Raw genomic sequence first — 13519 nt, 5'->3', positions numbered from 1 at the left:
CCTTTCCGGGAGCAAAACAATGAAAGCACTGAGCAAACTCAAGCCCGAAGAAGGCATCTGGATGGTGGACGCCCCCAAGCCGGAAATGGGCCACAACGATCTGCTGATCAAGATCCGCAAAACCGCCATCTGCGGTACCGACGTGCATATCTATAACTGGGACGAATGGTCACAAAAGACCATCCCCGTGCCCATGGTGGTCGGTCACGAATACGTGGGCGAAGTGGTCGGTATCGGCCAGGAAGTCCGCGGCTTCAAGATTGGCGACAGGGTTTCAGGCGAAGGCCACATCACCTGTGGTCACTGCCGTAACTGCCGCGCCGGCCGCACCCATCTGTGCCGCAACACCACCGGCGTGGGTGTGAACCGTGAAGGTTCCTTCGCCGAATATCTGGTGATCCCGGCCTTCAACGCCTTCAAGATCCCCGATGACATCAGCGACGATCTCGCCGCCATCTTCGACCCATTCGGCAACGCGGTGCACACAGCCCTGTCCTTCGACCTGGTGGGTGAAGATGTGCTGATCACGGGTGCCGGTCCCATAGGTATCATGGCCGCTGCCGTGTGCCGTCACGTGGGTGCCCGTCATGTGGTGATCACCGACGTCAACGAATACCGTCTGGAGCTGGCCCGTAAAATGGGTGCCACCCGCGCGGTCAACGTGGCCAAGGAAAATCTCAGGGACGTGATGAAAGACCTGGGCATGACCGAAGGCTTCGACGTGGGCCTGGAAATGTCCGGTGTGCCTGCGGCCTTCCACGCCATGCTCGATACCATGAACCACGGCGGCAAGATTGCCATGCTGGGTATTCCCGGCGGCGAAATGGCCATCGACTGGAGCAAGGTCATCTTCAAAGGCTTGATCATCAAAGGCATCTACGGCCGTGAAATGTTCGAGACCTGGTACAAGATGGCCAGCCTGCTGCAATCTGGCTTGGATCTGTCCCCCATCATCACCCACCACTATAAGGTGGATGACTTCCAGCAGGGCTTCGACGCCATGCGCTCCGGCCAGTCCGGCAAGGTTATCCTCAGCTGGGATTAACCCGCTTCAACAGGGTGCTGTACAGATTGCAGCACCCTGTTGCACACTATAGCTATTGATCAATACCCCGGATTTCATCATGTCCAGCTTTAAGCACCTGAGCGTTAACGAGCTCATCCACATGCGCGCCGACCACGGCGATCAAGTTCAAATCGCCGATATTCGCGACGCCCAGAGTTATGGCAGCAGTCATATCGAAGGCTCGGTCAATCTCAGCAATGAAAACCTGGCCCGCTTTATCGCCGAATCCGACATGGACAAGCCCCTGGTGGTGGTATGCTACCACGGTATCAGCAGCCAGAACGCCGCAGCCTACCTGGCCGAGCAGGGTTTCGACCAGGTTTTCAGCCTCGACGGCGGTTACAGCGCCTGGCACCTGGCCCACGTCTGATGGAAATTGGCCGCCTGCCCAATCCCCGCGCCGCCCAGGCCCTGGTGGATTATCTGCGCGGCCAGGGCGTGTCTTGCCGTATTCAACAGGCGGAGCACGGCGTCATTGTCAGCGTGGAGCGGGAGCAGGATTATTCCCGCGCCAGGGCTGAATTTGACCACTTCATCAGCCATCCCTACGATGCCAAATACCTGCAGGCTTCCTGGGAACACGGCGATTTGCACGCCGGCCTGGATTACGGAGCCCCTGCACTGGCATTGTTCAGCCGTTTCCTGACCGGCGCAGGCCCACTAACCTTGCTGGTGTTCGCCCTTTGCATTTTGGTCTACGGCGCCATGCAGCTGGGACTGGGCCAGCAAACCTACAGTCTGCTGAGCTTTTTCGGCGCTGTCTCCAACGGTCATGCCGAGGTCTGGCGCCTGTTTACCCCTACCCTGATGCACTTCTCGCTGATGCACATCAGTTTCAACCTGCTCTGGTGGTGGTATCTGGGCGGTAAGATAGAGACCCGGCTGGGTACGGGGCCACTGCTGCTGCTCTTGCTCGTCGCGGGCACCCTGCCCAATCTGGCCCAATACCTGCTGACCGGCCCCAATTTCGGCGGTTTGTCGGGCGTGGTCTATGCCGTGGCGGGTTACACCTGGGTGATGGGGATAAAGAAACCGCAAGCCGGTATTGGACTGCCACCGGCATACATGGGTTTTATGCTGCTGTGGATGCTGCTGGGCTTTTTCGATGTACTGGGTATGTCCATGGCCAACGGGGCGCACCTCGCCGGCCTGGTCATAGGATTGGGTCAGGGTTGGCTCGACAGTCGCAAACCCTGATTGGAACTTAAGCCAGGGCCAACACCTTGTGCACCAGCTTATCTATGCCGCTTTGCGCCTCGGCGATGGAGTCCGCCAGCATATAAGCAGGGGTACTGACTATTTTGCGTTTCTCATCCACCACTATTTCATCCACACAGGCCCTGTGATGCTCACCGCCCATGGCGGTAAAAGCTGCGGCCGTACCTTCATCCGTGCCTATGGTGCCCTGGGCACCAGCGCCATAAAGTTTGGGGATCATCACGGGTGAAATACAGATAAAGCCCACGGGTTTACCTGCATCACGGAAGGCACCGATAAAGCCGGTCACCTCGGGTGCCACCTCACAGTCGGCGCCTTTTACGGCAAAGTTGCACAGGTTCTTGGCTGCCCCGAAGCCACCGGGGATGATCAGCGCATCAAACTTGTCGATGTCCAGCGCCTGGGTCGCCTTGATATTACCGCGGGCGATACGCGCCGCTTCCTCCAATACGTTACGCTTTGCGCCCTGAACCACCTCACCGGTCAGGTGATTGACCACGTGCATTTGTTCGATATTGGGTGCGAAACATTGGTAATGCACCCCGGCCTGGGACAGGGTCAGCAGGGTCAATACCGCCTCATGAATTTCACTGCCGTCATAGACACCGCATCCCGCCAACAGCACTGCGATATTTTTCATAAAAACGTCCCTCTTATGTCATTTAGTTTTAACAAACAGATCACATTTCGATTGATCTGATTAAAAATCATGCTAAGTTAGTTCATCGGTATTTTGGACCCTATGCCGATAGCATGGCCGCAGAGCCAGAGAAAAACAACCAACAAAGAAATCCACAAATCAGGAAGATTCGGCGGAATTGCAAGATAAATCACAATAAAAAATTAAATCATCGGTTTTCAACAAGTTAAGCATGAACCCTTCGGTAGTATTCATAACCTTCTCACATTGTTGACCTTTTTAGCTCACAGACTTATCCACAGGCTGTGGGCTTTTGGCGGTGGCCGATCTTCAAGGGATGTGGCATCCTTAGCCACCAAGATTTCAAGGACAGCAAAGGCACTCTTTTATGCCAGAAATAGCCCACGACCCACTCATCCTGGTGGATGGTTCTTCCTACCTGTATCGCGCCTATTATGCCCCGCCACACCTGACCAACTCCAAGGGTGAAGCCACGGGTGCCGTTTACGGTGTGGTTAATATGCTGCGCAGTTTGCTGTCCCGCTACCAGCCCAGCCAGATGGCGGTGGTCTTTGATGCCAAGGGACCGACCTTCCGCAACGAGATGTACACAGAATACAAGGCCCACAGACCGCCGATGCCGGACGATCTGCGCAGCCAGATTGCGCCTTTGCATCGCATTATCAGAGCCTTGGGCCTGCCACTGCTGTGCATTCCCGGCGTCGAGGCCGACGACGTGATAGGCACTATAGCAGTGCAGGCCGCCGCCGAGGGCCGCAGCGTGCTGATCAGCACAGGCGATAAGGACATGGCCCAGCTGGTCAATCCCCATATCACACTGATCAACACCATGACCGACACCATAATGGGGCCGGAAGAGGTGACCACCAAGTTTGGAGTCGGACCCGAACTGATTATCGACCTGCTGGCACTGATGGGCGACAAGGCCGACAACATCCCGGGTCTGCCCGGTGTGGGTGAGAAGACCGCACTGGCCATGCTCACTGGCGCCGGTGGTGTCGGCAAACTGCTGGCCGAACCCGACAGCGTTACCGAATTGGGCTTTCGCGGTGCCAAAACCATGGCGGCCAAGATCCGTGACAATACCGAGATGCTGGAGCTGTCCTACCGCCTGGCGACCATTAAGACAGACGTTACCCTGGAACAGGACTGGCACAGCCTGTCTTTGACCGACCCCGACCGAGACGAGCTGATTGCCTGCTACGGCGAAATGGAATTCAAGCGTTGGCTGGCAGAAGTTCTGGATAACAAGAGTCCCAGAGGAAACGCCAAAAATGGCGCGCAAACTCAAGATGCTCAAGCGTCACAGGATGCCGGCCCAGCTCCTGTCATTGACACCCAGTACGATACCATTTTGACCGAAGCGCAACTGGACAGCTGGCTGGAGCGCCTGCGCCAGGCGGAACTCTTTGCGGTCGATACCGAAACCACCAGTCTCGACTACATGCAGGCCGAACTCGTTGGCCTGTCCTTCGCCATCGAAGCCGGCAAGGCCGCCTACCTGCCAATTGGCCACGACTATCCAGGCGCGCCGGAGCAGTTGCCACGCCAGCTGGTGCTCGACAAACTCAAGCCATTGCTCGAAGACCCGGCCGTTCATAAGGTGGGTCAGAACATTAAGTACGATATGAGTGTGCTCGCCAACGCCGGCATTAATCTCAAAGGTGTGGTCTTTGATACCATGCTCGAGTCCTACGTGTTCAACTCTGTGGCCTCCCGTCACGACATGGACGGCTTGGCACTCAAGTACCTGGGCCACAAGAATATTGCCTTCGAAGACATAGCGGGCAAAGGCGCCAAGCAGCTGACCTTCAACCAGATAGCCCTGGAACAGGCCGCACCCTACGCCGCCGAAGACGCGGATATTACCCTGCGCCTGCACCAACATTTGTGGCCAAGACTGGAACGTGAACAAGGATTGGCAAGCGTGTTCAAGGAGTTGGAACTGCCACTGATCGATGTGCTGTCAGACATTGAGCGCCGGGGTGTATTGATCGATGCCATGTTGCTGTCACAGCAAAGCGATGAACTGGCACGCAAGATAGATCAGCTGGAACAGCAAGCCCACGAGATCGCCGGCGGGCCCTTCAACCTGTCGTCCACCAAGCAATTGCAGGAACTGTTCTTTGACAAGCTGGGTTACCCAGTGTTGAAGAAGACGCCCAAGGGTGCGCCATCCACCGCCGAGGAAGTCTTGGTAGAGCTGGCACTGGATTATCCCCTGCCGAAAATCATCCTTGAACACCGCAGCCTGACCAAGCTCAAGAGCACCTATACGGACAAGCTGCCGCTGATGATCAACGGCAAAACGGGGCGGGTACACACCAGCTATCACCAGGCCAATGCCGCCACCGGCCGTCTGTCGTCCAGCGATCCCAACCTGCAGAACATTCCCATTCGCACCGAGGAAGGTCGCCGTATTCGCCAGGCCTTTATCGCCCCCGAAGGCAAACTGATCCTGGCGGCCGACTATTCCCAGATTGAATTGCGGATCATGGCGCACCTGTCCCAGGATCCCGGCCTGCTGAAGGCCTTTGCCGAAGGCAAGGACATTCACAGGGCCACCGCCGCCGAAGTCTTTGATGTGGCCTTCGAAACAGTGACACCTGAGCAGCGTCGCCGCGCCAAGGCGGTCAACTTTGGTTTGATTTACGGCATGTCAGCCTTCGGCCTCGCCCGCCAGCTCGACATCCCCCGCAACGAGGCCCAAAGCTATATAGATACTTACTTTGCCCGCTATCCAGGGGTGCTCAAGTATATGGAAGAAACCCGGGCCGCCGCCGCAGAACAGGGCTATGTCAGCACCCTGTTTGGTCGCCGGTTGTATTTGCCGGAAATCCGCGATCGCAACGCCATGCGCCGCCAGGCCGCCGAACGCGCAGCGATCAACGCCCCAATGCAGGGCACGGCCGCCGACATTATCAAGAAGGCCATGATTGCCATTCAGCACTGGATAGCCACCGAGACCCAAGGTGAAATCAGCATGATAATGCAGGTACACGATGAACTGGTGTTTGAGGTGGATGCCGACAAGGCCGAAGCATTGAAGAGCAAGATCTGCAGCCTGATGGCGGCAGCCGCCAACCTGAATGTTCCGCTATTGGCGGAAGCCGGTCTCGGCGACAACTGGGATCAAGCCCACTAAGTCCCCTCTCAGCAAAAAGCCGTGCCCCGCACGGCTTTTTGTTTCTGGCCCTCCTCAACCTATTTTCAAAACAATCACACACCCCTTACTCAAAGCGGCCCGCAGCGTATTTTGTTGTAAATAGATCAGATTTAGCCGCCCATGCGGTAAAAATACGCTAAGCAATTGATATTTTATCTATTTGAGAAAGTTACAGATCAAAAAGTGCTGCCTTTTAGCGCAACCATCTGAGTGATGGCTCACATAATTGTCGCTTTTTTACAAAAACTGTTTTTACTTTGGAGATAAATGGGGTAATATTCTCTGCGTAGGGTACAGAGGTTAAGATGTTCTATCTTTCAGACCTTTATTTCACTTCTAGTGAACTGCCAAATACTGGCGCCCCAGCAAGCATTTGCTGGGGCTTTTTTTATGTCTGAAAAATATTTTAGAGCAAATACTTTAATTTTTGATTGGTTCGGGATATGCTTTCGTCATTGAGAGCCATCCAGACGCAGTTTGGTGGTACTTGAGTCTTGTTGAATTTTAGCTTCTCCCCAAAGAGCTAACTTTTTTATCGCCGCTGACCCTGTCAACGGCGTTTTTTTTGCCTGCGCTCCGGCTGAATGCGGACAATAAAAAACGCCGCAGTTGCGGCGTTTTTAGTATCAAGCAAGCTTAAGCCTGGCCATCCGGCTCCTCGGCCTGCTCCAACCACTCGGGATGACACCATTCGTCAAGAATCGCCAGTACCTTGGGCTTACCCGTACCCTTCAACGATGAGAAAGGTTCGACCCGCACCCAGTCACCGAACTCGGCCAACTCCTTGCGCACCTCATTGACTGTCTTCATCTTCGCGCTCTGTGCCAGTTTGTCGGCCTTGGTCAGCAGGGCCAGCACCGGAATTTCACTGGCAACGGCCCATTCGATCATCTGCATATCAAGATCTTTGAGCGGATGCCTGATATCCATCAACACCACCACACCGCTGAGACAGGCACGCTTTTGCAGATATTCTCCCAGCGCATGTTGCCATTTTTGTTTCATTGCCAACGGTACCTGGGCAAAACCATAACCGGGCAGGTCCACCAAACGCCTGTGCTCATCCAAAGCAAATACGTTGATCAGCTGGGTTCGGCCCGGGGTTTTACTGGTGCGCGCCAGGTTCTTTTGTTCGGTCAAGGCATTGAGAGCACTGGATTTGCCGGCATTGGAGCGACCGGCAAAAGCAATCTCTACACCTACATCACCGGGAAGATGTTGATCCAGATGCGCTATGTCCGGGGCGCTGATAAGAAATTTGGTTTGGCGAAAATCAATCCGGGTCTGAGTCACATTTGGCTCCAAAATTTATTCGGCATCGGGCATATTTTCTGAAGATTTGCTTACTTTTACAGGTTTTCGTGTAAAATATTTGCCCGACTATACTCAGTGTATTTTACCACGCTTGCGGGCCAGGCCGGTAAGCTCAGGACAATAATCTTAACAAGAAGTTGGAACGCTATGAAGAAATTAGCTCTTGCGCTGTCTGTTCTCGCTGCCATGTCTTCCACTGCAATGGCTGAAGGCAATGCCGAAGCGGGAAAAACCAAAGCTCTCGTCTGTTCAGCCTGCCACGGCATGGATGGCAACAGCATGATCGACATGTACCCCAAACTGGCCGGTCAGCACCCTCAATATCTGGAAAAGCAATTGCACGACTTCCAGAGTGCTGCCAAATCAGGTGGTAAAGAAGGCCGTATGGATCCCATCATGGGTGGCATGGCCATGCCTCTGAGTCAGCAGGACATTGAAGATGTTGCGGCATTTTTCGCCAGCCAATCAGTTCAAGCCATTGAAGTACAAGATGTACCAGCCCTTGGCAAACAACTGTACACAGGTGGTGATATGTCCCGCGGCGTGACTGCCTGTATGGCCTGTCATGGTCCCGATGGTAAAGGTGCTGGTCTGGCCGGTTTCCCATCTCTGGCTGGTCAACATGCCAATTACATCAAGATCCAGCTGACTAAGTTCCGCACCAAGGCCCGCGCCAACGATCTGAACGGCATGATGCAGGATATCGCCGGCAAGCTGACCGATGCGGATATCGAAGCTCTGTCAAAGTACATCGCCGGTCTGAAATAACACCGAGTGATGATAAAAGGGTGGCATGAGTCCACCCTTTTTTATCGCCCCAAGTTTACGTTAACGTAAACTGACAAGATAAAGACTTGACAAAGATCACCCTTTTGGGTTTAATTGGCGACGTACCGGGATGAACCCAACTGATAGTACAAAAATCATTCAAACAACTTTCAGGTTTCGGTACGGTTTACATTTAAGATATAAGAATAAAGTCAACTAATAACAATAACTTTACTAAGACCACTCGCCAATAATAATAATGAGTAGTGATTTCGCGCTGAGATCCGGGTCAAAACCAATAAGGGAAACGCCGAGTTTGGCAATTGCTGTTTAGCACTACCCTTAAAACTGTCAGCATGGGCAGAAAAATCAGTTTTGAACTTTGCAGAATTGTTCTTACTGCCACACTGAGAGTCTTACTACATGGATGGTAAAGTTAGCGTCAATGATGACGGGTTGGAACAGGATGTGTCATAGAAGACCATCTACGGAAGCTGTGTTCAGGAAGATAGCAGGACGAAATAGAAAGCGTCTGGAAGACCGATAACGAGAAATACCGGCAAGGAAAGCAGTAAGAAAAAGATGGATCTGACCGGGAAAGTCACATAGCAAGTAAGGATACTTGGAATCAGGATAAGGTGCTGAGGCACCGATGTTAAGGCGGCAGGCCTACTGCCGCCTTTTTTCTTTTGGGGCGCCAACTTGTTATACTGGTGCCCGCCCCTGGAAGTCAGTTGGACCGAACCCCATGCAAGCCTGCCCCCTGTGCCACCACAGAGAAGCCGCATTTTTTCACCAGGACAAGAAACGCAGCTACTTCCGTTGCCCACGCTGCGAGCTGGTGTTTGCGGATGTCGGCAGTCACCTGCCCCCCGAAGCGATTCGCCGCCGTTATGGTCGGGAGCCGGGCGGAATAAAGCAAAAGCAGTTGTCGCAGTTTTTGTTGCCGCTGCTGGGGGAATTGAGCAAAACCACGGATGCCAGACTCCAAGGCCTCAACTACGGCCGGCTTTTGGATGCCAGCAGCCTCGCCATAATTGAAGCCGCCGGTCACAGCCTTAACCAGTTCGATGTGTATCTTGCCCCCAGGCATGACCTGTTGCGATGCCAGTATGATTTTGTCAGCTGCTTTCGGGTCTTTGAGCACTTTATCAACCCGGGGCGCGAGTGGGAGTTGCTGGTTCGCCTGCTGAAGCCCGGCGCATTTTTGGCAATCAACACCCGTTTGTTGCAGCGGGAAGACAACTTTGCCAAATGGCATCACAAGAACAACCTGGCTCATGTCAGCTTCTGCAGCCGCGCAACCTTTGAATACCTGGCCGCGGCCAGTGGCCTTGGGCTATTATTTGCCGGAAACGACCTCATTCTGATGCAAAAAGCATCGGGATCTGATATAACACGCGACCTTGTTTCGCACCTTGCTGATTGAGCCCTGACTCGGTTTTCCAAGGCCAACACTGTCATCTGATCTGAGAATGTTATGACCCGTATCAAAAAGACGCGCAAGGGCGGCGAAAACGGCCCCAAACGCAAACCCAAACTGAAAAAGAGCGAAGAAGTCGCAAGCAGCAAACGCAAGCGTGACTCCGGCAACAAGGCTGGCAGCCGTCACAACGAAGGCATGCTGAACCAGGCCTCGCCCTCTGGAAGCGGACGCAAATCCAGTAATGACCCAAGGCACGGCAGTAAAAAGCCGGTGGCCCTCACGCTCACAGACAGCAAGCCACAGGCCAAGGTCAAACAACCCAAACTCAGTGACGAGCAAAAACTGTTGGCACTGGAGGAAGATCCGCGCCTCAACAACCTGCTGGATATGCTGGAAGAAGGTCGCGATCTCAGCGCAGAAGACCAAAGCTGGCTTGATAAGCAGCTCAGCAAGATTGAAGCGCTGATGGAAAAGCTGGGTATCGCGGACATCGACGAGGCTCCGGCCAGCCGCCCAAGCAGCGACGACGATCTGCTGGAGAAATTCGAATCCGGCGCCGAGTTACTGAAAGACTACCAGCAAGACTGATAGGGGAAACTGGCATGCTGACGACGCTGACCATTCTGGGGGCCGCCATTATTTTGGGCCTGGCAGGCTATGCCACTTTGCTGTTATTGAAGGTGCGTAAGCAGCAACAACAGCAAGTTGAAGAAGCCAAGGCACGCAAGGAGCAGGCCGATACCCGCCGCGAATCTGTGCTGGGGGATATCCGTTATATCGCCCTGGCCATGACCGAAGATCGCTGTGAAATTTCCGAAGGTGTGGTGCGGATAGCCCGCTTGTTTGATGTGCTGTCGCTCACCGACAGGGTCAGCCCAGACTATCCGGCGCTGTTTACTCACTTTGAGCGCATCAAGGATCATCCCATCATGGACGCGCGCCAGGCCCTGCCGAAGCAGGAGCGGATGCGACTCGACTTTGAACGCATGAAGTCCGAAGCCGAGTTCGAGCAGGCCATACTGGATGAGGCCAAGCGTCTCAGCGACTTCAAGGTCAGCAACCATTGAAAAAGGGCGCCTCGGCGCCCTTTTCATCACTCCGCTTGTTCGCCTCTGGGTATCTTGACCACCTTGCCGTCCTTGATCACCAAAGACACCCGCTCCAACAGCTGGATATCTTTCAGCGGGTTGCCTCTGACCCCCACCACATCGGCAAAGCGGCCCGGTTCCAGAATGCCGATTTTGGGTTCACCCAAGACCTCGGCCGCCACCGAGGTGGCCGACTGAATCGCCTTCATCGGTGGCATACCCGCCGCCACCATCAGACTGAATTCCCGGGCATTGTCACCATGCTCAAACACCCCGGCATCGGTCCCGAAGGCAATACGCACCCCGGCCTTGTACGCCGCCGCGAAGGTAGTCTGGATCTTGGGACCAATTTCCGCCGCCTTGGGGCGCACCAACTCGGGGAAGAAGCCGTCAATCTTGGCCTTCTCGGTCACATACTCACCGGCCATCAGGGTGGGTACCAAGGCAACATTATGTTTTTTCATTAAAGGGAACAGGTCCTTATCCATATAGGTGCCGTGCTCTATGGTGTTGACCCCGGCGAGAATGGCGCGGCGTATGCCTTCCTTGCCATGGGCATGCACAGCCACCTTAAAGCCATAATCACTGGCGGCCGCCACTATCGCTTTGAGTTCTTCATCGGTGAACTGGGGATTTTCACCGCTCTTGGCCACCGACAACACCCCGCCGGTCGCAGTGATCTTGATAAGGTCGGCTCCTTCCTTATAACGCTGGCGCACCGCCTTGTAGGCCTCGGCCGCACCATTGATTACCCCTTCCTTGGGCCCGGGATCGCCCACCAGCTCCAGATTGCGGCCATTGGTTTTATCGGCATGGCCGCCGGTTGTCGCTATGCTGGTACCAGCGGTGTAGATCCTTGGCCCCTGTACCCAGCCCTTGTTGATGGCATTGCGCAGCGCCACGGAAGCATTGCCCATGTCCCCCAGATCCCGCACAGTGGTAAAACCGGCATTCATGGTCTTCTGGCCGTACAAGACACCACGCAGGGCCACATCGGCCGGATTCAGAGTGTAAGGTTCAAGATACGCGCCCTCGCCCCCCCTGAACGTCAGATGGGTATGCATGTCGATAAAGCCGGGCATCAGGGTACCGTCGCGCCAGTCGATGACGGTATCGCCTTCGGCCGCGGCCCTATAGCCGGGCTCAATGGCCTGGATCAGGTTGCCATCAAGCACCAGGGTCGCCTGCTGCATGGGGGCATCGGAACGGCCATCGATAATCTGGCCAGCATGGATCAGCGTCAGGGCCTGGGCCTGGACACTGAGTAACATCAGGGATAAAGGGAGCAGCGCTTTTTTCATTATGGTTCTCTATCTTATTTTTGAATTTACAACATGGATCAAAGTTATTTGACCATCGAAGCCGCATAATTCGCCTATTGCTAAATTAATTGGAGGGCACGACTTGAAACAGCCAACCCAAATCAGTTGGGATCAGTCGATGATCGAGAAATACAACTACAGCGGTCCACGTTATACCTCTTATCCAACGGCGCTGGAGTTTAACGATGCCTTTACCGAGCAGGATCTGCAGCGGGCCATATCCAACAGCAAGAGCGATAAGTTATCACTCTATCTACACATTCCATTTTGCGCAAAGCTTTGTTATTACTGCGGTTGTAATAAGGTAATCACTCGTCACGCCCACAAGGCCGATCAATACATAGAGTATTTGGCCAACGAGATTGTCAGCCGGGCACCGCTGTTCAAGCACTACACAGTGACCCAAATGCACTGGGGTGGTGGCACACCGACCTTCTTAAGCCCCGAGCAAATACTGCGTCTGACCGATCTGCTGAAGCAGCATTTCAACTTCGCTGCCGAAGGGGAATTCTCCATTGAGGTCGACCCCCGTGAGATTGAGCTGTCCATGCTCGACACCCTGAAACAGGCCGGCTTCAACCGTATTTCTGTTGGGGTACAGGATTTCAACAAGCAGGTACAGGTAGCGGTTAACCGCGAGCAGGACGAGCAGTTTATTTTCGACCTGATCAACCGCGCCAAGGCCATGGGTTTTGAGTCCACCAACGTGGATCTTATCTACGGTCTGCCACACCAGACTCCCGAGACTTTCGCCGAAACCATCAAGCGCATTCTCGACCTGTCACCGGACCGTCTGTCGGTGTTCAACTATGCTCACCTGCCGTCCCGCTTCGCTGCCCAGCGCAAGATCAGGGATGAAGATCTGCCCGCACCCCAGCAAAAGCTGACCATGTTGCAGCAGACCATCAATACACTGACCGAAGCCGGATACCAGTACATAGGTATGGACCACTTTGCCAAGCCCGATGATGAGCTGGCCAAGCTGCAACGGGCCGGTAAGCTGCACCGCAACTTCCAGGGCTACACCACCCAGGAGGAGTGCGACTTGTTGGGCCTCGGTGTATCGTCAATCAGCCAGATCGGCGACTGCTATGCCCAGAATCAGAAGGATATTCGTCCCTATTACGAGGCGATTGATGCCCAGGGTCACGCCCTGTGGAAAGGCTGCAACCTCAACGCCGACGATGAAATTCGCCGTGCGGTAATCAAGCAGCTCATTTGTCACTTCGAACTGGACATGGCCACCATAGACCAGAAGTTTGACCTGGTATTCGAAGATTACTTTGCCCAGGATCTCAAGCTGCTGCAGACCTTTATCGACGACAAACTGGTCAGCATAGCGGATCGCAAGATCACTGTGTCCAATACAGGGCAGTTGTTGATCCGCAATATCTGCATGTGCTTCGACGTCTACTTCCGCGAGAAGGCCCGTCAGCAACAGTTCTCCCGGGTTATCTAAACCCCGGCAATAAAAAACCGGCCAATTGGCC

The 13519-nt window shown here is 54.4% G+C and carries 12 protein-coding genes; 9 read left to right on the top strand and 3 right to left on the bottom strand.

The annotated features are described in order from the left end of the window. Nucleotides 1-19: 19 nt before the first annotated feature. The 3 genes from tdh (at nt 20) to glpG (ending at nt 2263) form a co-directional block, all read left to right on the top strand. Nucleotides 20-1045: an L-threonine 3-dehydrogenase gene (tdh, locus tag JYB84_RS00485; protein WP_207321531.1), complete on the top strand. Its 1026-nt coding sequence runs from the start codon at nt 20-22 to the stop codon at nt 1043-1045. A gap of 79 nt (nt 1046-1124) precedes the next feature. Further along, nucleotides 1125-1436 carry a thiosulfate sulfurtransferase GlpE gene (gene glpE, locus JYB84_RS00480; RefSeq protein WP_207321530.1) on the top strand — a complete coding sequence of 104 codons (312 nt, stop codon included), beginning with the start codon at nt 1125-1127 and terminating at the stop codon, nt 1434-1436. Next, on the top strand, nt 1433-2263 hold the full coding sequence (gene glpG / locus JYB84_RS00475) for a rhomboid family intramembrane serine protease GlpG (protein WP_207323052.1): 831 nt from the start codon (nt 1433-1435) through the stop codon (nt 2261-2263). The genes glpE and glpG overlap by 4 nt, the downstream gene beginning before the upstream one ends. Nucleotides 2264-2270: 7 nt before the next feature. Here glpG and elbB read toward each other — a convergent pair whose 3' ends face one another. After that, nucleotides 2271-2924, bottom strand: coding sequence for an isoprenoid biosynthesis glyoxalase ElbB (gene elbB / locus JYB84_RS00470; RefSeq protein WP_207321529.1), 654 nt, complete (start codon nt 2922-2924; stop codon nt 2271-2273). Between the two features lie 388 nt (nt 2925-3312). Here elbB and polA point away from each other — a divergent pair, with 388 nt between their 5' ends. Continuing rightward, complete coding sequence (gene polA / locus JYB84_RS00465) at nt 3313-6090, top strand: DNA polymerase I (protein WP_207321528.1); 2778 nt, start codon at nt 3313-3315, stop codon at nt 6088-6090. 657 nt (nt 6091-6747) lie between these two features. Here the strand turns inward: polA and yihA are convergent. Then, complete coding sequence (gene yihA / locus JYB84_RS00460) at nt 6748-7404, bottom strand: ribosome biogenesis GTP-binding protein YihA/YsxC (protein WP_207321527.1); 657 nt, start codon at nt 7402-7404, stop codon at nt 6748-6750. Nucleotides 7405-7572: 168 nt separating this feature from the next. On the opposite strand from yihA, the gene JYB84_RS00455 reads away from it, so the two are divergent. From JYB84_RS00455 to JYB84_RS00440, 4 genes are all read left to right on the top strand, one after another. Further along, nucleotides 7573-8193, top strand: coding sequence for a c-type cytochrome (locus JYB84_RS00455; RefSeq protein ID WP_207321526.1), 621 nt, complete (start codon nt 7573-7575; stop codon nt 8191-8193). Nucleotides 8194-8941: 748 nt separating this feature from the next. Further along, nucleotides 8942-9622 (top strand): methyltransferase domain-containing protein, encoded by a 681-nt coding sequence (locus tag JYB84_RS00450; RefSeq protein ID WP_207321525.1) that lies wholly within the window; start codon nt 8942-8944, stop codon nt 9620-9622. A gap of 51 nt (nt 9623-9673) precedes the next feature. Further along, nucleotides 9674-10207 (top strand): Der GTPase-activating protein YihI, encoded by a 534-nt coding sequence (yihI, locus tag JYB84_RS00445; RefSeq protein ID WP_207321524.1) that lies wholly within the window; start codon nt 9674-9676, stop codon nt 10205-10207. Between the two features lie 14 nt (nt 10208-10221). Then, nucleotides 10222-10686: a DUF2489 domain-containing protein gene (locus JYB84_RS00440; protein ID WP_207321523.1), complete on the top strand. Its 465-nt coding sequence runs from the start codon at nt 10222-10224 to the stop codon at nt 10684-10686. A gap of 26 nt (nt 10687-10712) precedes the next feature. Here JYB84_RS00440 and JYB84_RS00435 read toward each other — a convergent pair whose 3' ends face one another. Then, on the bottom strand, nt 10713-12008 hold the full coding sequence (locus JYB84_RS00435; protein ID WP_207321522.1) for a metal-dependent hydrolase family protein: 1296 nt from the start codon (nt 12006-12008) through the stop codon (nt 10713-10715). 139 nt (nt 12009-12147) lie between these two features. On the opposite strand from JYB84_RS00435, the gene hemN reads away from it, so the two are divergent. Continuing rightward, a complete protein-coding gene (gene hemN, locus JYB84_RS00430; protein WP_228290932.1) occupies nt 12148-13488 on the top strand; it encodes an oxygen-independent coproporphyrinogen III oxidase in 1341 nt (446 codons plus the stop codon). The last annotated feature ends 31 nt before the right edge of the window (nt 13489-13519 follow it).

Origin of the sequence: Shewanella cyperi, assembly GCF_017354985.1 — a bacterium.
GTDB lineage: Bacteria > Pseudomonadota > Gammaproteobacteria > Enterobacterales > Shewanellaceae > Shewanella > Shewanella cyperi.
This window is presented reverse-complemented; position numbering and strand designations above follow the sequence as displayed.

Excerpts from the sequence above, each read along its gene's own strand:
- JYB84_RS00435 (WP_207321522.1), bottom strand. The coding sequence starts at position 12,008 with ATGAAAAAAGCGCTGCTCCCTTTATCCCTGATGTTACTCAGTGTCCAG.
- JYB84_RS00455 (WP_207321526.1), top strand. The coding sequence starts at position 7,573 with ATGAAGAAATTAGCTCTTGCGCTGTCTGTTCTCGCTGCCATGTCTTCC.
- JYB84_RS00450 (WP_207321525.1), top strand. The coding sequence starts at position 8,942 with ATGCAAGCCTGCCCCCTGTGCCACCACAGAGAAGCCGCATTTTTTCAC.
- elbB (WP_207321529.1), bottom strand. The coding sequence starts at position 2,924 with ATGAAAAATATCGCAGTGCTGTTGGCGGGATGCGGTGTCTATGACGGC.
- yihI (WP_207321524.1), top strand. The coding sequence starts at position 9,674 with ATGACCCGTATCAAAAAGACGCGCAAGGGCGGCGAAAACGGCCCCAAA.
- tdh (WP_207321531.1), top strand. The coding sequence starts at position 20 with ATGAAAGCACTGAGCAAACTCAAGCCCGAAGAAGGCATCTGGATGGTG.
- hemN (WP_228290932.1), top strand. The coding sequence starts at position 12,148 with ATGATCGAGAAATACAACTACAGCGGTCCACGTTATACCTCTTATCCA.
- glpE (WP_207321530.1), top strand. The coding sequence starts at position 1,125 with ATGTCCAGCTTTAAGCACCTGAGCGTTAACGAGCTCATCCACATGCGC.
- polA (WP_207321528.1), top strand. The coding sequence starts at position 3,313 with ATGCCAGAAATAGCCCACGACCCACTCATCCTGGTGGATGGTTCTTCC.
- JYB84_RS00440 (WP_207321523.1), top strand. The coding sequence starts at position 10,222 with ATGCTGACGACGCTGACCATTCTGGGGGCCGCCATTATTTTGGGCCTG.